We start from the raw sequence: 18,640 nt of genomic DNA on the forward strand, positions 1-18,640 counted from the left end.
GACCGGGCAGGCCGACCGGACCCTAGCCGGGCAGGCCGACCGCGCGGTCGCCGGAGCGGGACTGCTGGACCACGACGGCGACCACCAGCAGGGAGCCCTGGGCGACGTTCTGCCAGAAGGAGTTGATGCCTTCGACGGTGAGCCCGTTCTCCAGGGCCCCGAGCAGGGCGACGGCCAGCAGGGTGCCGCCGATCCCGCCCCGGCCGCCCTTGAGGGCGCAGCCGCCGAGCGCCGCGGCGGTGATCGCCTTGAGTTCCAGGCCCTCGCTGCCGGAGACCGGCTGGCCCGAGCCGGTGCGGGCGGTGAGCAGGATGCCGGCGAGCGCGGCGACCGCGCCGATCAGGGCGTAGACGGCCACCAGGTACTTGTTGATCGCGATGCCGGCCAGCCGGGCGGCGGTGTCGTTGCCGCCGATCGCGTAGAGGTTGCGGCCGAGGTCGGTGTAGGTGAGCAGGACGTGCACGGCGAGCGCGACGAGGATCAGGATCCAGACCATCACCGGCAGTCCGGCGATCTTGCCGCGGCCCAGGAAGACGAACACGGGGTCGCCGAGCACATAGCCCTGCGCCCGCCCGTCCGAGACGAGTTGGGCGATGCCCTTGTAGGCGGCGAGTCCGGCCAGGGTGGCGATGGTCGCGTTGACCCGGCCGCGGACGATGACCAGGCCGTTGACGGTGCCGACGAGGACGCCGACGGCCACCGCGGCCGCCGTCCCGGCGAGGGCGTTCGACCCGGCCGAGGTGAAGGCCATGGCGCTGACCACGGAGGCCAGGCCGGCCTGTGAGCCGACCGAGATGTCCAGGCCGCCGCAGATGATCACGACGGTCTGGACGACGGCGAGCAGGCCGGTGATGGTCGCGGCCTCGGCGATCACCTGGAGGTTGGTCAAGCCGAGGTAGTTGTCGTCGAGCAGGCCGAAGACGGTGAGGACCAGGGCCAGGGCGCCGAGCAGGCTGAGGTTCTGGCCGCCGATCCCGGCGAGCAGGGCGAGCGGGCGGCCGCCCGTGCGCCGCCAGCGGCCGTGGCCGGAGCGCGGTCCGCGGTCGGAGCCGGGTTCTCCGGACCCGGGTTCGCCGGGACCGGGTCGCCCGACGGCGGGCGGAGTGGCGGCGCTGCTCATGAGGGTGCTCCCGGGGAGGACGGGCGGTCGGCGGTGGCGGCCGCGGTGATGTCGTCGGCCATGGCGAGCTGCAGGACGGCCTCCTCGGTGGCGTCGGCGCGGTCGAGTTCGCCGGTGATCCGGCCGTTCTGCAGGACGACGATCCGGTCGGCCAGGCCCAGGAGTTCGGGCAGTTCGGAGGAGATGACCAGCAGGGCGACGCCCTCCTCGGCCAGGTCGGCGATGATCCGGTGGATCTCGGTCTTGGCGCCGACGTCGATGCCGCGGGTCGGCTCGTCGAGGATCAGCAGCTTGGGCCGGCGGGCCAGCCAGCGGGCGAGCACGACCTTCTGCTGGTTGCCGCCGGAGAGCTTGCGCACCTCGTGCTCGATGGACGGGGCGCGCACCCGCAGCCGGTCCGTGTACACGCGGGCCAGGTCGCGTTCGGCCGCGCGTTTGACGAAGCGCCAGCGGCGCAGCCGGTCCAGGACGGCGATCGAGGTGTTGTCGCGGATCGACCGGTGCAGGAAGAGGGCCTGGGCCTTGCGCTCCTCGGGGGCGAGGCCCAGGCCGGCGCGGATCACCCGGCCGGGGCTGCCGGTGGGCAGCGGCCGCTCGTCGAGGGTGACCGTGCCGGCGCGGACCGGCAGGTCCCCGGCGAGCGCCAGGGCGAGTTCCGAGCGCCCCGCGCCGATCAGCCCGGCCAGACCGACCACCTCTCCGGCCCGGACGGTGAGGTCGATGTCGCGCACGTGGTCGGTGGTCAGGCCGCGGGCCCGCAGCACCACGCGGTCGGTGGCGACGTCGCCGCGGACGAACAGGGCGGACAGGTCGCGGCCGACCATCTGCCGCACGAGGTCGCCCTCGGTGGTGTCGCGTGCGTCCTGGACGCCGGCCAGCGCTCCGTCGCGCAGCACGGCGATCCGGTCGGCGAGCCGGAAGATCTCGCGCATCCGGTGCGAGACGTAGACGACCGCGACGCCCTCGGCGCGCAGCCGGCCGATGAGCGCGAAGAGGGTGTCGGCCTCGTGCTCGGACAGCGAGGAGGTGGGCTCGTCGAAGGCGATCAGCTTGGCCTCGCCGGCCCCACCGGTCAGCGCGCGCATGATCTCGACCAGTTGGCGCTGGGCGGCGGTGAGCCGGGAGCCGGGCAGGTCGGGGTCGAGGACGCCGGTGAAGCCGAGCCGGTCGAGGTCGGCGGTGATCCGGCGGCGCAGCGCGGCGCGGTCCAGCCGGCGGCCCCGGCCGGTGGGGAGGGCGCCGGCGTAGACGTTCTCGGCGACCGAGACGTGCGGGACGATCTCCGGTTCCTGCGGGACGATCCGGATGCCGAGGGCGCGGGCCTGGGCCGGGGAGCGCAGGTCGACGGGGTGGCCGTCGAGCAGGACGCGGCCCTCGGTGGGCCGGTGGTCGCCGGTGAGGATCTTCAGCAGGGTGGACTTGCCGGCGCCGTTCTCGCCCATCAGCGCGGTGACCGTCCCGCGGGGGAAGTCGAGGGTGACGCCGCTCAGGGCCCGGACGGCGCCGAAGGTCTTGGTGAGGGCCGCGACGCCGGTGGTGCCGGGCGGTTGCGGGGTGGGCCGCTGCCCGGTGGGCGGCCGGGGCCCGGGCGGCTCCGGGGTGGCCGACGGCTCGGCGGCCCGGTCAGCCACAGGTGACTCCCGCGCCCTGCCAGGTGGCGGCGTCGACCATGGTGGCGCGCGCGAACAGCTCGGCCGGGAACTCCTTGCCGTTCTTGAGCTTGTCGTACATGGTCTGGACGGCGAGCGCGCCGACCTCCCGCCCGTTGATGAACAGCGCGGCCTTCATCCCGGTCGGCTTGCCCGCGCTCCAGTCCTTGCAGGCGAGGTAGGCGCCGAGGCCGACGCCGATCACGTCGTTCGCGCCGAGGCCGGCATTCTGCAGCGCGGTGACGCCGCCGTGCACGTTCTCGTCGTTGCAGCCCCACACCACCCAGTGCTTGACGCCCGGGTTGGCGGTGACGGTCGCGGCGACCTTGTCCTGCGCGCCGGTGGGGGTGTTGTCGGTGGCGACGTCGATGGTCCGTACGCCGGGGGCGGCCGAATCGAAGGCCTCCTTGGCCGCCTTGACGCGGTCCCCGCAGACGGTGACGTCCTGTTTCCAGGCCGCGACGACCCGGGTGTCGGCCGCCGACCAGCCCGCCTTGGTGTACTCCTCGGCGGCGCGCCGGCCGACCTCGGCGCCCATCTGGGCGCCGCTGAAGCCGATCCGCGGCACCAGGTCGGCCTTGGCGCAGGCGGCCGGGTCGGGACCGGTGGCGCAGACCTGGTCGTCGGAGGTGAGCAGGGCGGTCCCGGCGTCCCGGAGGGTCCGCACGACCTGCGGCCCGACGGCCGGGTCGGGGACGACGACGATCACCCCGTTGGTCTTCCGGGCGACGGCCCCCTGCACCTCGCTGACCGTCTTGTTGGCGTCGCTGCCGAGGTTGACCACCTTGAGGTCGATGCCGAGTTCGGCGGCCTTGGCCTTGGCGCCGGCGGCCTCGCCGATGAAGTACTCCTGGTCGCCCTGCTTCTGCAGGTAGGTGATCGAGATCTTCCCATCGACGGGTGCCGCCGAGGCGTTGCCGGTCGTCGTCTCCTGCCCGTCGGAGCAGGCGGCGGTCAGGCCGAGGGCGAGCAGGAGGGAGCCGACCGCAGCGCGGCGGCTGGTGCTTCTGGTCATGGACTGGACCGCTCCTCATCAAGCAGAACCAAACAGATTTCAACGCGATGTGAAATATCACACCCGGTACTGATGGACCGTCAAGCCCCTTGCAGCAGAAAGGTGCTCTTGAATGTCGGCTCCCGCCAGACCTATGCTGCGTTGCTTTCTGTTTGAAAATGAGACAGAAAGCACCAGCGCGACTCCCCTTCACCAGCGAACCTCATGCGCCCCCCACCCGCGCACTCCTGGAGCGCCCATGCGCAGATCCGCGCCCCGAATCGTCCCCCGCACACTGCTGGCGCTGACCCTCGCCTCGTCCGGCCTCGGCGCGCTCGCCCTCGGCCCGGCGGCGGGCCCCGCCGCGGCCGCGCCCACGGCCGTCACCGTCGAGAACGGACAGGCCCTCACCCCGCCGATGGGCTGGAACTCCTGGAACACCCTCGGCACCGCCGTCACCCAGGAACAGGTCGTGCAGACCGTCGACTTCATGGTCGCCCGCGGACTGGTCGCGGCCGGCTACGACACCGTCACGATCGACGACGGGTGGTCACTGGGCCACCGCGACGGCCAGAGCACCGACTTCGCGAAGACCGCCGAAGGCGCCATGCAGCTCTACGACGCCAACCGCAATCCGGTCAGCGGCACCGACGGCACCGGCTTCGACGTCACCAGCGGACACCTGGTGCCCGACCCGGCGCGCTTCCCCTCCCGCACCGTCAACGGCCGCACCGTCAACGGCATCGAATACCTCTCCTGGTACGCGCACAGCAAGGGCATGAAGTTCGGCATCTACGCCACCACCACCTACACCACCTGCCAGGGCCACCCCGGCAGCCTGGGCCACGAGAGCACCGACGCCGACGACTTCGTGGCCTGGGGCGTCGACTACGTCAAGTACGACGACTGCCCCTACGGACCCCAGATCACCGGACCGGACGGCCACCGCTACTACACCCAGGGCATCGGCCGGGAGCTCACCCGCTCCATCTACGCCCGTGCCCAGGACTTCCGCCGGGCACTGGACGCCTCCTCCGCCGCCCGGAACCGGCCCCGGGTCACCCTGAGCATCTCCGCCCAGCCCGTGCACACCGGCATCCCGTACCTGCTGGCGGCCGACGACCCCGCCCGCACCGACCCGGTCGTCGTCGCCGCCGGCACGCCCGCCTACGAGGCGCCCGGCTACGCGCCGACCGGCAAGTGGTGCGGCCAGGTCGCCAACCTGTGCCGGATCGGCGGCGACCGCGGCCCCGACCTGGACGGCGTGCTCTACAACGGCCAGCTGCGGACCGCGCTGGAGTACCCGGGCAACGTCCGGCCCGGCAGCTGGAACGACATGGACATGATGTTCGCGGGCTGGCTGTACCCCTACGGCGTCTACGGCACCACCGACAACTGCACCTGCCACAAGCCGATGACCGACGACGAGGCGCGCAGCGAGATGTCCATCCTCGCGATGATGGCCGCCCCCCTGATCAGCGGCGCCGACCTGCGCACCACGGCGGACACCCGGCACACCGACCAGGGCGTCACCTGGACCACCGGCATCAGCGACTCCGCCCTCGCGATCTACAAGAACACCGATGTCATCGCGGTGGACCAGGACCGCCTCGGCAAGCCGGCCACCCTGGTCGGCGCCCCGCCGGACGGTCCCACCAAACCGATCGTGCTCAAGCGCCAACTGGCCGACGGCGACACCGCCGTGCTGCTGGTCAACCAGGACCCGTCCGGCTGGCAGAACATCACCACCACGCTCACCGATCTCGGGCTGACCGGCCCCGGCTACACGGTCAAGGACCTCTGGAGCGGTGCCACCGGCGTCTTCACCAACACCGTCGGGTCCTGGGTGGCACCGCACGGCGTCGCGCTGTACCGCCTCAAGGCACTGCCCAGCACCGTCCCGGCCGCGGTCGTCGGCGACGGCCGCTACCACGGCATCAGCGCGGGCGGCACCGGCGGCCAGGCCCTGGAGGTCCGCGGCATGTGCGCCGCGCCGGACGGCTCCACCACCGACATCAACACCTGGTGGGACTGGCACACCTCGGAGCAGTGGAAGTTCACCCCGAACCCCGACGGCACCGTGCACATCACCGACAACTGCGACACGCCCACCCAGGTGCACGGCACCCTGACCGGCGGCAACGGGGCCGGCTCGGCCGCCTGGGTGCTCAACCGCTGGGACCCCGCGAGCCCGCACCAGAAGTGGCGGGTCATGCAGAACACCGCCACCGGCGCACTGATCATCACCAATGTCGCCACCGGGCTGGCCCTGGAGGCCCCGCAGAGCGCACCGACTTCCGCGGTCGTCCTCGGCGCGCCGAACCCGGCCGCCCCCGGTCAGGCCTGGACACTGCTCAACTGAGCGGCCGCGTTCCGTTCCTTCCTTCCCCGGGTCCAACTCCCCCGACCCGACCATCCTTTCGGCTCCCTCACCTGGAGGATTCTTGCGCACCCCCGAAACCCGGCCGGGCCGCCGCGTCGCGGCCGCACTGACCGCGCTCACCCTGATGGCGGGTGGCGGCGCCCTCACCGTCGGGCTCCAACTCGCCACCGCGCCACCGGCCGCGGCCCTCGACAACGGCCTCAACCTGACCCCGCAGATGGGGTTCAACAACTGGAACTCCACCGCCTGCGGGGAGCAGTTCAACGAGGCGATGATCAAGAACATCGCCGACATCTTCGTCGACAAGGGCCTCAAGGCCGCCGGCTACCAGTACGTCAACCTCGACGACTGCTGGGCGCTGCCCCAGCGCGACGGGGCCGGCAACCTCGTGCCCGACCCGGTCCGCTTCCCGCACGGCATCAAGGCGCTCGCCGACTACGTGCACGGCAAGGGGCTGAAGCTCGGCCTCTACTCCAGCGCCGGCGACCACACCTGCGACACCAAGGGCTTCCCCGGCGGCCTCGGCCACGAACAGCAGGACGCCGATCTGTGGGCCTCCTGGGGCGTCGACTACCTCAAGTACGACAACTGCCACAACCAGGGCGTCGATGCGCAGACTCGCTACCGGGCCATGGGCGACGCGCTGAAGCGGACCGGCCGGCCGATCCTCTACAGCATCTGCGAGTGGGGCAGCACCGGGCCGTGGAACTGGGCGCAGCCGGTGGGCAACTCCTGGCGCACCACCGGTGACATCAGTGACAACTGGGAGAGCATGATCTCCATCGCGCAGGCCAACCAGGGCCTGGCCAACTACGCCAAGCCCGGGGCCTTCAACGACCCGGACATGCTGGAGGTCGGCAACGGCGGCATGACCGGCACCGAGTACCGGACCCACTTCAGCCTCTGGGCCCAGATGGCCGCACCGCTGCTGATCGGCTCCGACCTGCGCGGCGCCGAGCCGGAGACCCTGGAGATCCTCACCAACAAGGACGTCATCGCGGTGGACCAGGACCCGCTCGGCCGGCAGGGCTCCGTGGTCTCCCGGGTGAACGGCCTCGTGGTGATGAGCAAGCCGCTGGCGGACGGCAGCCGTTCGGTGACCCTCACCAACGAGCGCTCCTATGACACCACCATCAGCACCACGGCGCAGGCCGTCGGCATCGGCGGCGCGGCGTCGTACACGGTCAAGGACCTGTGGTCCAAGCAGACCACGACCAGCACCGGGGCGATCGGCGCGGTCGTCCCGGGACACGGCACGGCGATGTTCCGGGTCACCCCGAGCTCGCCGGTCTCCCCGCCCGACGGGGTCACGCGGTTGAGCGACCTGCCGTTCACCTCCGCCACCAACTTCTGGGGCCCGGTGGAGCGCGACCACAGCAACGGCGACCACGCGGCCGGCGACGGACGGACCATCACTGTCCGCGGCGTCCAGTACCCCTACGGCCTGGGGGTGCACGCCCCCAGCGAGATCGGCTTCCACCTGGGCGGCACCTGCCGCAACCTGGTCAGCGACGTCGGGATCGACGACGAGGCGTACGGCAACGGCTCGGTGGTGTTCCAGGTCTACGCGGACGGTGCGAAGGCCGCCGACAGCGGTCCGGTCACCGGCCGGGACGCGGCGAAGCGGCTCACCGCCGACCTCACCGGGGCCCAGGAGCTGCGGCTGGTGGTCACCGACGGCGGCGACGGCACCAGCTGGGACCACGCCGACTGGGCGAACGTCCGGATCGCCTGCGGCAGCGGCCCGGCCGCCGGCACCCACCAGCTCTCCGACCTCGCCTGGTCCTCCGCGGGCAACAGCTGGGGTCCGGTCGAGCGGGACATGAGCAATGGTGACAACCAGGCCCGCGACGGCTCCACGATCAGCATCGGGGGCGCCAAGTACGCCAAGGGCCTGGGCGTCAACGCGTTCAGCGAGATCGTCTACTACCTCGGCGGATCCTGCTCCGCGCTGAGCACCGACGTGGGCGTCGACGACGAGGCGCAGGGCCGGGGCTCGGTCTCCTTCGAGATCTACGCCGACGACAGCAAGGTCGCCGACAGCGGGCGGATGACCGCAGCCTCCGGGGTCAAGCACCTCACGGCGGCGCTGACCGGAGCCAACGAGCTGCGGCTCGTGGTGACGGACGGTGGCGACGGCACCAACAGCGACCACGCCGACTGGGCCGCGCCGGTGCTCACCTGCTGACCGGGGCGGGCGCGGTGCCGAGCGGTCCTCGGCGCCGCGCCCGTCTCGTGGCGGGGCTCGGGGCGGGGCTCCCGGCGGGGCTCGCGGCGGGCTCGGGTGCCGACGGGTTGGCAGGCGGGCCGTCAGAACCCGGAGTCGCGCGCGATGTTCATCCGGCAGCTCGGCCGGTCGCACCATCTGCCCTGGTCGCCGCCGCTGCGGCGGTCGTTGCCGTCGTCGTGACGTCGCCCCCGACCCCGGCTCCGGCTCCGGCTCCGGCTCCGGCGGGCGACCGGCGGGGCACCGTCACGGTGACGGCCACGCCCCCGGATTCACCGGCCTCGCCGACCCCGTCGGCCCCGTCGGCCCCGCCACGGATGTCCACCCGGCCGCCGAGCAGCGCCACCCGCTCGCGCAAACCGCGTATGCCGTGGCCCGGTACGGAGCCCCGGGCGATCCCCCTCCCGTTGTCGGTGACGGTCAGCCGGGCGGCCGGACCGTCCAGGACGAGCCGGACCTCCACCCTGGTCGCCCGGCCGTGCCGGCGGGCGTTGGTGATCGCCTCCTGCGCGGCACGGTAGAGGGTCGTGAGCGTCCCGGCGTCGTGGCCCGACTCCTCACCGGTGACCGTGAGCTCCACCGCCAGCCGCTCGTCGCCGAGGTACCGGACGAGCTCGGCGAGCGAGCGGACCAGGGAGAACGGCCGCACCCCGCGCAGCACGCCCACCGACGCGCGCACCTCCTCCAGCGCCCGCCCGACCGACCGGCGCGCGTCCGCGAGGGCCCGCGCCGAGACCTCCTGGTCCAGCGCCCGGAACGCCTCGGCCTTCTCCAACTGCACGCCGACGGCGGTGAGCCGGTGGCCGAGGCTCACGTGGATCTCCCCGGCCGCCCGGCTGCGCTCGTCGGCCGCGGACAGTTCCGCGACCCGCTCCGCGTAGCGGGCCAGCCGCTCGCGCGACTCCTCCAGCCGTACCCGCGTCTCCTGTTCACGGACCGCCGCCCCGGCCACCGACAGGACCAGCGCCAGGGCGAGGCCGAACATCAGCACGTCCGACACGTAGACCGGCCGCACCCACCACCCCGGCGCCAGGACCGTCAGCCCGACCAGCAGCAGCCCGACGCACCCGGCGGCGCAGGCGAGCGCCGCCCAGCGGCCGAAGGCCAGGTACGCGGTGAACGGCACCAGGACGAACAGCGCCCGCGACACCCCGGAGCCGTCCACCACCGCGACCACCACGAACAGCACCACCCGCGCCACCAGCAGCGGTTCCGCGGGCAGCCGCGCGGCCGGCGCCAGGTCCGGCCCGGGCGCCTCCAGGGCGAGCAGGGCCAGCAGACCGGCGGCGAAGACGGTGAGCCGGGCACCGCCGAACTCACCGGCGGCGACCGCCGCGTGGTAGAAGCCACCGGCCAGAACCACGGTGTAGAGCACGGGCGGGATCCACCGCACGGCGCGCTGTTCCATCCACCCCTCCTCAGTGCCGACCGGGCCGGTCCCGACCACGCCGGGACTGTACCCGCGTTCCCGGCACCCTCCCCTCCCGCGCACAAAGATTGGCCAAACGTCATGGAGGGCCAGGGCACAGACCGCGCGAACATGTGCAGATCGGCACTTCTTGGCCCCCTGCGCGGACCCCTAGCCTCATCAGCGTCAGGTTCAGCGATCCTCCCGGCCCACCCCCGGGACCTCGGACCCAGGAGTGAACATCCATGCGCCACAGCGTTCTGACGGACCGTCGGATCATCCGATCGCGCCTTCGCCGACCCGGCCGGGCCCTGACGGTCCTGACGTCCCCCGCCGTCCTCGCGGCCCTCGTCCCGGCAGTCGCCACCGTCGTCACCGTCGCCGTCATCGCCCTGCGGCCCGGGTCCGGAGGCGACGGCGAGGACCCTCGCACGGCTCGGCGCGGGCGCCCTCGCGGGGCGGGGCCCGCTCGCCCCGCCCCGGCAGGTCCGGGACGGCCGGCGTCACCGCTTCATGTAGACGCTGTCCATGAAGTCGACGATCTGCTGGTCCGTCAGACGGTGGCCCTGACGGTGGCCCATCGCCAGGTCGGCCTCGCTGATCATGCCGACCAGCCGGTCACCGTCGATCACCGGGATCCGGCGGATCTGGTGTTGCTCCATCTTCTGGAGCACGACGTCGATGCCGTCCTCGGCACGGACGCAGTGCAGGTGGCCGGCCAGTTCCACGGCCTTCACGGCGGCCGGGTCCCGTCCCTCCGCGATACATCGGACGATGATGTCGCGGTCGGTGATGATGCCCTTCAGCTTCTGGTCGCCACCGCAGATCGGGAGGGCGCCGACGTTCATGTCGCGCATCATCCGGGCGGCGTCGGCGAGGCTCTGTTCGGCGTCGACGCACTGGGCGCCGGGGTGCATGATGTCTCGGGCTGTGGTCACGGGGACTCCTCCTCAGGGTCTTCCCCCGAGCAGCGAACGGTCCGCTGCGCCCACCCTATGCACCCCGCCGACGGTCCGCGAGCGCATCGCCCCGGGGGCTACGTGCGGTCACCGCCGGGCCGTGCGGGAGCAGGGCCCGGCGGTGGCCCGGCCGCTGCGGCGGGCGACGGGGCGGACCGATACTGGGGGCGTGACGGACGAGTTCGCCGGGGCACCGCCCGGCAGGACGGCGGCCGGCGACGACCTGCTCGACGAGGCGGTCCGGGTGCGGCCCACGACGGCGCTGCGCCCGTACGTGGCCTGGTACTCGGGCTACCGCCAGCACGGCGTGCCACCCGCCCTGCACCGCGGCCTGCCGTCCCCGTACCTCACCTTCATCCTGACCCTGGACGATCCGCTCACGCTGGCCGGTCACCCGGACCCGGGGCAGCCACCCGGCCGGTACGCCACGCTGATCGGCGGCCTGCACACGGCGCCCGCGCTGATCAGCCACGACGGCCGGCAGTCCGGCATCCAGCTCGCCGTCCACCCGCTCGCGGCGCGGGCCCTGTTCGGGCTGCCGGCCGGGGAGCTGTCCGGGCTGGACGTCCCGGCCGAGGCGGTGCTCGGGGCGGCGGTCGCGAACCTCCGGGAGGCGGTCCGGGAGGCCCGCGACTGGCCGCAGCGCTTCGCGGCGCTGGACGGCGCGCTGCTGCGGCTCGCGCGCCCGTCCGGCCAGGTGCCACCGGAGGTCGTCCACGCCTGGTCCGCACTGCGCCGCAGCGGTGGGGCCCTGCCGGTGGCCGCGCTCGCCCGGGAGACCGGGTGGAGCGAACGGCACCTGCTGGACCGGTTCCGCCGGGAGACCGGCCTCAGCCCGAAGGCCGCCGCCCGCGTGATCCGGTTCGACCGGGCCCGACGGCTGCTGGCCGCGCCCGGCGGGACGCCCCGGCTGGCGGAGCTCGCGGCGCACTGCGGCTTCGCCGACCAGGCCCATCTGGCCCGCGAGTTCCGCGCACTGGCCGGGTGCGCGCCGAGTACCTGGCTGGCCGAGGAGGGCCCGGACGCGGCGAAGTTCCGAATCGTCCAAGGCGGGGCCACCGGGCCCGCGCCAGAGTGGGAGGCATGACGGCGGTCCGGCCCGGTGCCCGTCCGGGACCGGTCGCCACGACCCGAAGGAGGTACCCGCCATGGGCAGCGACAGCACCAGCACCGGCGGTACGACGCCTGCGCCGCAGGTCTGGCCGAGCCTGCGCGCCCGCGACGCCCGCGCGCTGATCCGCTTCCTCTCGGAGGCGTTCGGCTTCGAGGAGGTGGTCGCCTACGGCGAGGGCGCGTTCGTGGCCCACGCGGAGTTGGCCTGGCCGGAGGGCGGTGGTGTGATGCTCGGTTCCGACCGTCCGACGCCCGAGGGTGCCGAGCCCTGGCCGGGCGGCCCCGGGACGTTCAGCGCGTACGTGGTCACGGCGGACCCGGACGCCCTGCACGCGCGGGCCGTCGCCGCCGGGGCGCGGATCACCACCGCGCCGTACGACACGGACTACGGCTCGCGCGACTTCGCCGCCGCCGATCCGGAGGGCAACCACTGGTACTTCGGCACCTACCCGGGCGCGCCCCGACCCATGGCGGGCTGAGCCGTGCACCCTGGCAACACGACTCGTGGCACGACCGCAGCCGACCCCTCCCGCGAGGCGGCGGCCGTGCAGCGGCTGCGGGCCGTCTGCCTGGCGCTCCCCGAGGTGGAGGAGCGGGTCAGCCACGGTGAACCGACCTGGTTCGCCGGTGCCGGCCGCCGGGCGCGGGTGTTCGTGATGCTCTCCGACCACCACCACGACGACCGCCTCGCGTTCTGGTGTCCGGCGGCGGCCGGCGCCCAGGAGTTCCTGGTCGCCGAGGAGCCGGACCGGTTCTTCCGGCCGCCCTACGTCGGTCACCGGGGCTGGGTCGGCGTCCGCCTCGATGTGACACCGCTCGACGGGGAGCGGATCGAGGACCTGGTCGCCGACGCGCACGCCCTGGTGACCGGCCGGGCACCTTCACGAGATTTTTAGGTCAGGTGACCTACTTTTTCTCCCATGACCAAGCCCGCACACGCCTCCGCCCCCGACTCGCTCACCCACGACCCCCAGGGGCCCGTCCTCCTGGTCGGCGGCTACGGGACGGTCGGCTCCGAACTCGCCCGCCTGGTGGCGGCCGACCACCCCGTGCTGCTCACCGGCCGGTCCGAGGAACGGGGAGCAGCCCTGGCCCACGACCTCGGCGGAGCCCCGCACGCCGCGGCCCGCCGCTGGGACCTCGCCGACCCGGCACCGTTCGAGGCCGCGGTCCGGGCCGTCGTGGGCGTGGTCAACGACCCGGACGACCGGGTGCTGCGAGCCGCGGTCGCCGGCGGGGTGCCGTACGCGGACATCACCCGCTGGACCGTCCGGCTCCAACGGGCCGCCACCGTGGCCGCCCTGCTGCGCCCGACCGCACCGGTGCTGCTCTCCTCCGCGTGGATGGGCGGCGTCGTCAGCCTGGTCACCGCCGCGCTGGCGGACCGGCTCGGCGGGGCGGACCGGGTCGAGACCGCCATCCGCTGGGACCTCGCCGACCGGGCCGGCGCGGACTCCGTCGAGTTCATGGACCGGCTGGGGCTGGACTACGAGGTCATCCGAGGGGGCCGGCGCAGCACGGTTACCCCGCTGAGTGACGCGGCCACCGTCCGGATCGGCGACCACCCCACCCGGGTCGCCCGGATCGACACGCCCGAGCAGTTCACCCTGCCGCTCACCCTCGGCACCGCAACCGCCACCACCCGGATCGGCTTCAGTTCCGGCCTCAGCACCCGGGCCCTGCTGGCCGCCAAGCACACCGGCTTCTTCCGCTGGGGCCGGGGCGAGCGCTGGCAGTCCGCCCGCCGCGCCATGCTGTACTCCCCCGGCGACGGCGGCACCGCGCTCCTGCGGATCGACGTCACGCACGGCGGCCGCACCCTCACCGCCGTCGTCGAGGACCGCGCCGGCCAGGCCCACCTCACCGCCGTGGGCGGCCTACTCGCCCTCCACCGCGCCCTCGGCACGGACGGTGCGGCCCCGGCCCCGGCCGGGGTCTCCTTCCCGGAACAGGCGCCCCGCCCCGCCCAGCTCCTCCCCGCACTCGCCGCCCTGGGTGTCTCGGTCGACATCCACTCCGCCACCGGCTTGGATGCTGCCGCATGAGCACCACCCCCGGCCCCGCCGCACCGCCGGACCCGACCCCGGACAACGCCACGGAGGCCACCACAACAGCCCCCGGGCGAGCAGGCGAACGGGCGGAACCGGAACGGCAGACGGAAACCGCCGCCGTGGCGGCGCCCGACACGGAGCGGGCGGAAGGCGCCGCCGGTCCGCACGGATCGGCCACCGCTCCGGAAGGCCGCGCCCCGACCGGCTCGGCGGCCCCGGGGCCGGGCGGCTCCGGCAGCCGCCCGGTGGGGGCTGGGCCCGGTGAGCGGGTTACCGGGAGCGCCGGCAAGGCGGGCCCGGGGCGGGGGCGGAAGGGGGTGGAGCGGCGGGAGGCGCTGTTGGACGCGGCGGAGCGGGTGCTGGTCGCCGAGGGCGGGGCGGAGCTGACGATGCGGGCCGTGGCGGCGGCGGCCGGGGTGCGGCTGGGGCATCTCCAGTACTACTTCCCCACGCACGCCGACCTGGTCGCGGCTGTGCTGGAGCGGGTGCTGCGGCGGTCGGCGGAGCGGTTGGCCCCGCTGCTCGCCCCTGACACCGACTCCGAAGCCGACACCGACCCCATCGACACCGCCGACACCGACCCCATCGACACCGCCGACACCGCCGACACCGCCGCAGCGGTGGTAGCGGCGCTGCTGGCCGAGCAGGAGGACAGGCGGCTGGTCCGGCTGTTCACCGAGGTGTGGGCGCTCGCCGCCCGGGACGCAGCGGTGGCGGGTGCCGTCCGCCGGTTCTACGACGGCTACCGGGAGCGGGTGGCCGCGTTCCTCGGCCGGCGACGGCCCGGGCTGTCGGAGGCCGAGCGGCAGGCCAGGGCCGGGGTGTTCGTGATGCTGATCGAGGGCGCCTCGCTGTTCCGCTCCGGGCTGGCGGGTGAGCGGGCGCCGCGCACCGATGCCACGCTGGTCCGTACCGCGCTGGACCTGCTCGGGCCGTGACATCACCGGGCCGGCGACCTGCCCGGGGCGGGGACGGCTCGCGCCGCGCCCCCGCCCCGGGCAGACTGGCCGCAACGGACCCGGCCGCGCCGGGACGCGCGCAGCCTCGGAGGCGGCGATGCCGCAGATGGTGGTCGACGGGCGCACGCTCGCGCTCTCGCATCTGGACAAGGTGTACTACCCGCAGACCGGCACCCTCAAGGGCGAGGTGCTGCGCTACTACGCCGCCGTCCATGCCGCGCTGCTGCCGCACCTGCACGACCGCCCGGTGTCCTTCCTGCGTACCCCGGACGGCGTGGCGGCCGAGGTCTTCATCGCGAAGAACCCGCCGCCCGGGACGCCCCGCTGGGTGCGCACGGCCGAGGTGCCGAGCAACAGCGGCGAGCTGCGCCAGGTGGTGCTGGAGAGCGGCGCTGCCCTGCTCTCACTGGTGAACCTGGGCTGTCTGGAGCTGCACGTGCCGCAGTGGCACACCGCCGCGCCGGGGCTGGCGGACCGGCTGGTCCTGGACCTCGACCCGGGCGCGGGGGCGAACGTCCTCACCTGCCGCGCGGTGGCCGGGATGCTGCGCGAGCGGCTCGCGGCGGACGGCCTGGAGGCCTGGGTGAAGACCTCCGGCGGCAAGGGCCTGCACCTGATGGTGCCGTTGGAGCCGACGCCGAGCGCCCGGGTCTCCGCGTACGCCAAGCAGTTGGCCGCCGAGCTGGAGGCGGCCCACCCGCACCTGGTCGTGCACACCATGGCGAAGGCCCGTCGCACCGGCCGGGTGCTGGTCGACTGGTCGCAGAACGCGGCCAAGAAGACCACCGCCGCGCCGTACACCGTGCGGGCGCAGCAGCGGCCGACGGTGTCGGCGCCGCTGTCCTGGGCGGAGTTGGACGCGGCCGGGTCGGCGGAGGAGCTGGTGTTCACGATCGCCGACGTACCGGCTCGGCTGGCAGCGCGCGGCGACCTGCTCGCGCCGCTCCTCGATCCGGCGCGCGCCCGTCCGCTGCCCGCCGCCGCGCCAACCACCTCAGCCACCTCAGCCGCCCCGACCACCTCGCCCACCTCGCCCACCTCGCCCCGAGGAGCGCCCTCGGCCGCCGCCCGTGATCCGGTGGTGCTGGAGCCCCCGGTGGAGGTGATGCGCCCGGCGGCGGTGCCCGCCGTCCCTCCGGCGGACGGCCTCGGCGGGGCCGGGGTGGTGTACGAGCTCAAGCTGGACGGCTTCCGCTGCGTGGCCTTCGCGCACGGGCCGGGGCGCCCGCCGTTCCTGCAGTCCCGCTCGGGGCGGGACCTCACCGCCGACTTCCCGCCGATCGCCGCCGCCGTGGCGCGGCTCCCGGCCGGGCTGGTGCTGGACACGGAGCTGGTCGCCTGGCGCGGCGGACGGTTCGCCTTCGAGGAACTGCTGCGCACCCGCCGGGCGCGGGCCGCCAAGGACGTGGCGCTCGGGTTGATCGCCTTCGACGTGCTCGCCCTGCCGGGCCGGGACGTCCGGGGGTTGCCGCTGGCCGACCGGCGGCGGCTGCTGCTGGCCGCGCTGGCCGACGTCCCGCCCCCGGTCCAGGCGGTCCTGGCGACCACCGACCGGGCCGAGGCGCTGGCCTGGATGGAACGGCTCGCCGACACCGGGGTGGAGGGGCTGGTCTGCAAGGCGGCCGGCTCCCGGTACCGGGCCCGCGGCGCCGGGCGGGTCTGGGTGAAGTACCGGCGCGGCGACACCGTGGACGCGGCCGTGCGCGCCGTCACCGGACCGCCGACGCGGCCGAGGGCGGTCGTCCTGGAACTGGACGACGGCCGGGTGCTGCTCTCCTCGCCGCCGCTCTCGCCGCCGCAGTCCCGACAGGTGGCGGAGGCGACGGCCGGACGGCTCGGCCCGCCCGTCCACGATCCGCAGTACGGCTCCGTCCGGCCGCTCACCACCGCGCTGCGCGCCGAGGTGACCGTGACCGGACGGCCTCCGACGGCGCTCTTCGTGCGGCTGCGCGGCGACTGAGCCCGGACGCGCAGACCGATCCGTATCCGCACACCGAGCCGCGTCGAGGGAGCCCAGCACCATGGACCACAGCCCCAGCCCCAACCCCGCCGAAGCCGATGGCGATGGCGATGCCGATGCCGATGCCGATGCCGACCGAGTCACCGACGCCAGCCCCGACGAGGGCGCGCCCGTGTACGCGGTCGGCCGGATCGGCGTCGACTTCCGCTCCGAGGCCCGCCTGGACGGCTTCCGACGACAACTGGCGGAGGCCCCCGGCGGACCGCCCCCGGACCCCGGGGACGCCCGGCAGCTGTACGACCACCTGGTCCGCAACCCCTGGGCCTCGTCCAGGGTGACCTGGACGCTCTCCCTCGACAGCACCACGGTCTACGCCCTGGAGGCCGAACCCGCCGTCGGGATGGACTGGTCCGGCCCGCTCCCCGGCCCCGCGCCGGGCGGGAACGAGGAGGAACGGCTCGCGCTGTTGCGCCGGATCGCCGCCGCCCCGCCGGTGCACCCCGTCCACCGGGCGCTGCGCGACACACTGCTCGGCCAGTCGCTCCCGGCCGGGGATCCGGGCCGTATCGGCCGGCTCACCGTGCCCGGCCGGCTCACCGGACGCTCGACGCGGCTGTTCTCCGGCCGGACCGTGCCGGTGGTCCGGGTCAGCGCCGTCGGCCTGGCCCGCTGGACGGAGACCCCGCTGATCGAGGCCGCCGTGGACACCGTCGCGGAGGGCATCACCCGGCGCGATCGCAACCCAGCCCGCGAGCACGACCACGAAGCGGTGACCGGACACGTCCGCGCGCTGCTCGACAAGGTGTACCACCAGCTCCGCAACCCGGGCCGGAGCGCCGCCGAACGGGCGCTGAACCACGCCGCGACGGAGGTCTTCCTGAGCGGCGGTCTGCTCGGCGAGGGCCCGCTCTCGGCCCAGCAGCTGCCCGACGCGCTCGCCCCCGCCACGCCCGTCCCCGCCACGCCCGGCCTCTGCACCCTGGACACGATCGCCGTCGCCGGGAGCCCGTACTGCCGGGCGGGCTCCGACTGCCAGGACGTGATGGTGCGCTTCTTCGACCCGGCCGACGACCGGCGTGCCGCCGTCACCTACGTCTGCACCGTCGATGTGAGCGACGAACTGCCGGTCAGTCTGGGACCGGTCCACCGCTTCCTCGGCTGACGTCCTCCGCTGCCGTGTGGCGGGAGGGGGCGGCCTCGTGGGCGACCGGCCAGGGCGGGTGCGGGCCCTTGGCCGGGTGCGCGTGGGCGAACTCCGTCACCAGCGTCTCGTTGAAGACCGGCAGGTCGGAGGGCTTTCGGCCGGAGACCAGCACGCCGGGACCGTCCCGGCAGATGTGGACCGGCTCGTCCACCCAGTAGGCGCCGGCGTTGACCAGGTCCGTGCGGATGCTCGGCCAGGAGGTGAGCGTGCGGCCGCGCACCGCGTCCGCCTCGATCAGCGTCCACGCGCCGTGGCAGATCACCGCGACCGGCCGGCCGGCGGCGGACAGCTCGTGGACGAAGGCCACGGCAGCCCGGTGCAGCCGCAGGGTGTCGGGGTTGGCGACGCCGCCCGGCAGGACCAGCGCGTCGTAGGCGGCCGGCTCGGCCACACCGACGAGGTCGTCGACGGGGAAGGTGTCCGCCCGGTCCAGGTGCCGGAACGCCTGCACGCGTCCGGGCCGGGTGGACACCAGTCGCGGCGTGCCGCCCGCCTCGGCGACGGCCTGCCAGGAGGACGTCAGTTCGGTCTGCTCGACGCCCTCGGGTGCGACCAGGAACGCGACCGTGCGGCCGGTGAGGACGACGAACTCCGTCCGGCTCACCCCGCTCAC

14 protein-coding genes and 2 pseudogenes are annotated in these 18,640 nt (G+C 74.3%); 10 read left to right on the forward strand and 6 right to left on the reverse strand.

The annotated features are described in order from the left end of the window. Positions 1-22: 22 nt before the first annotated feature. Genes ABZW10_RS20635 through ABZW10_RS20645 form a run of 3 tightly spaced genes read right to left on the reverse strand, consistent with a single transcriptional unit; the run spans position 23 to position 3,784 of the window. A complete protein-coding gene (locus ABZW10_RS20635) occupies positions 23-1,120 on the reverse strand; it encodes an ABC transporter permease (protein WP_355367673.1) in 1,098 nt (365 codons plus the stop codon). Then, positions 1,117-2,751, reverse strand: coding sequence for a sugar ABC transporter ATP-binding protein (locus tag ABZW10_RS20640; RefSeq protein ID WP_355367676.1), 1,635 nt, complete (start codon positions 2,749-2,751; stop codon positions 1,117-1,119). Before ABZW10_RS20640 ends, ABZW10_RS20635 begins: the two co-directional genes overlap by 4 nt. Next, positions 2,744-3,784 carry a substrate-binding domain-containing protein gene (locus ABZW10_RS20645; RefSeq protein WP_355367679.1) on the reverse strand — a complete coding sequence of 347 codons (1,041 nt, stop codon included), beginning with the start codon at positions 3,782-3,784 and terminating at the stop codon, positions 2,744-2,746. Before ABZW10_RS20645 ends, ABZW10_RS20640 begins: the two co-directional genes overlap by 8 nt. A 238-nt stretch (positions 3,785-4,022) precedes the next feature. Between ABZW10_RS20645 and ABZW10_RS20650 the strand changes: the two genes are divergently transcribed. Next, positions 4,023-6,125: an alpha-galactosidase gene (locus ABZW10_RS20650; RefSeq protein WP_355367682.1), complete on the forward strand. Its 2,103-nt coding sequence runs from the start codon at positions 4,023-4,025 to the stop codon at positions 6,123-6,125. Positions 6,126-6,363: 238 nt separating this feature from the next. After that, positions 6,364-8,334: an NPCBM/NEW2 domain-containing protein gene (locus ABZW10_RS20655; protein ID WP_355367781.1), complete on the forward strand. Its 1,971-nt coding sequence runs from the start codon at positions 6,364-6,366 to the stop codon at positions 8,332-8,334. Between the two features lie 148 nt (positions 8,335-8,482). Here the strand turns inward: ABZW10_RS20655 and ABZW10_RS20660 are convergent, their stop codons facing one another. Continuing rightward, positions 8,483-9,781 (reverse strand): sensor histidine kinase, encoded by a 1,299-nt coding sequence (locus ABZW10_RS20660; RefSeq protein WP_355367685.1) that lies wholly within the window; start codon positions 9,779-9,781, stop codon positions 8,483-8,485. A 503-nt stretch (positions 9,782-10,284) separates the two neighbouring features. Further along, complete coding sequence (locus ABZW10_RS20665) at positions 10,285-10,719, reverse strand: CBS domain-containing protein (protein WP_355367688.1); 435 nt, start codon at positions 10,717-10,719, stop codon at positions 10,285-10,287. 190 nt (positions 10,720-10,909) lie between these two features. Here ABZW10_RS20665 and ABZW10_RS20670 point away from each other — a divergent pair, with 190 nt between their 5' ends. The 8 genes and pseudogenes from ABZW10_RS20670 to ABZW10_RS20705 all read left to right on the forward strand — a co-directional run bounded on the left by ABZW10_RS20670 (position 10,910) and on the right by ABZW10_RS20705 (position 17,985). After that, on the forward strand, positions 10,910-11,827 hold the full coding sequence (locus ABZW10_RS20670; protein WP_355367691.1) for a helix-turn-helix domain-containing protein: 918 nt from the start codon (positions 10,910-10,912) through the stop codon (positions 11,825-11,827). A gap of 61 nt (positions 11,828-11,888) precedes the next feature. Then, the gene (locus tag ABZW10_RS20675) at positions 11,889-12,332 is read left to right on the forward strand and encodes a VOC family protein (protein WP_355367694.1); all 444 of its coding nucleotides are present in this window, start codon (positions 11,889-11,891) and stop codon (positions 12,330-12,332) included. A gap of 3 nt (positions 12,333-12,335) precedes the next feature. Then, positions 12,336-12,749 carry an MmcQ/YjbR family DNA-binding protein gene (locus ABZW10_RS20680; RefSeq protein ID WP_355367697.1) on the forward strand — a complete coding sequence of 138 codons (414 nt, stop codon included), beginning with the start codon at positions 12,336-12,338 and terminating at the stop codon, positions 12,747-12,749. A gap of 24 nt (positions 12,750-12,773) precedes the next feature. Beyond that, positions 12,774-13,898 (forward strand): saccharopine dehydrogenase, encoded by a 1,125-nt coding sequence (locus tag ABZW10_RS20685; protein ID WP_355367700.1) that lies wholly within the window; start codon positions 12,774-12,776, stop codon positions 13,896-13,898. Between the two features lie 323 nt (positions 13,899-14,221). Beyond that, the gene (locus tag ABZW10_RS20690) at positions 14,222-14,842 is read left to right on the forward strand and encodes a TetR family transcriptional regulator (protein ID WP_355367703.1); all 621 of its coding nucleotides are present in this window, start codon (positions 14,222-14,224) and stop codon (positions 14,840-14,842) included. Positions 14,843-14,960: 118 nt separating this feature from the next. Then, positions 14,961-15,839, forward strand: a pseudogene (gene ligD / locus ABZW10_RS20695) (non-homologous end-joining DNA ligase); the annotation flags it as partial. Between the two features lie 129 nt (positions 15,840-15,968). Then, positions 15,969-16,823 (forward strand): DNA ligase, encoded by an 855-nt coding sequence (locus ABZW10_RS20700; protein ID WP_355367784.1) that lies wholly within the window; start codon positions 15,969-15,971, stop codon positions 16,821-16,823. Positions 16,824-16,884: 61 nt separating this feature from the next. Then, positions 16,885-17,985 (forward strand): hypothetical protein, encoded by a 1,101-nt coding sequence (locus tag ABZW10_RS20705; RefSeq protein WP_355367706.1) that lies wholly within the window; start codon positions 16,885-16,887, stop codon positions 17,983-17,985. A gap of 85 nt (positions 17,986-18,070) precedes the next feature. Here ABZW10_RS20705 and ABZW10_RS20710 read toward each other — a convergent pair. Further along, a pseudogene (locus ABZW10_RS20710) lies at positions 18,071-18,631 on the reverse strand (type 1 glutamine amidotransferase domain-containing protein); the annotation flags it as partial. Positions 18,632-18,640 lie beyond the last annotated feature (9 nt).

The sequence above is a fragment of the Kitasatospora sp. NPDC004723 genome, assembly GCF_040609255.1.
Taxonomy (GTDB): domain Bacteria; phylum Actinomycetota; class Actinomycetes; order Streptomycetales; family Streptomycetaceae; genus Kitasatospora.

Coding starts and splice junctions, on each gene's coding strand:
- ABZW10_RS20635 (WP_355367673.1), bottom strand. CDS start 1,120: ATGAGCAGCGCCGCCACTCCGCCCGCCGTCGGGCGACCCGGTCCCGGC.
- ABZW10_RS20645 (WP_355367679.1), bottom strand. CDS start 3,784: ATGACCAGAAGCACCAGCCGCCGCGCTGCGGTCGGCTCCCTCCTGCTC.
- ABZW10_RS20650 (WP_355367682.1), top strand. CDS start 4,023: ATGCGCAGATCCGCGCCCCGAATCGTCCCCCGCACACTGCTGGCGCTG.
- ABZW10_RS20655 (WP_355367781.1), top strand. CDS start 6,364: ATGGGGTTCAACAACTGGAACTCCACCGCCTGCGGGGAGCAGTTCAAC.
- ABZW10_RS20660 (WP_355367685.1), bottom strand. CDS start 9,781: ATGGAACAGCGCGCCGTGCGGTGGATCCCGCCCGTGCTCTACACCGTG.
- ABZW10_RS20675 (WP_355367694.1), top strand. CDS start 11,889: ATGGGCAGCGACAGCACCAGCACCGGCGGTACGACGCCTGCGCCGCAG.
- ABZW10_RS20685 (WP_355367700.1), top strand. CDS start 12,774: ATGACCAAGCCCGCACACGCCTCCGCCCCCGACTCGCTCACCCACGAC.
- ABZW10_RS20700 (WP_355367784.1), top strand. CDS start 15,969: ATGCGCCCGGCGGCGGTGCCCGCCGTCCCTCCGGCGGACGGCCTCGGC.
- ABZW10_RS20705 (WP_355367706.1), top strand. CDS start 16,885: ATGGACCACAGCCCCAGCCCCAACCCCGCCGAAGCCGATGGCGATGGC.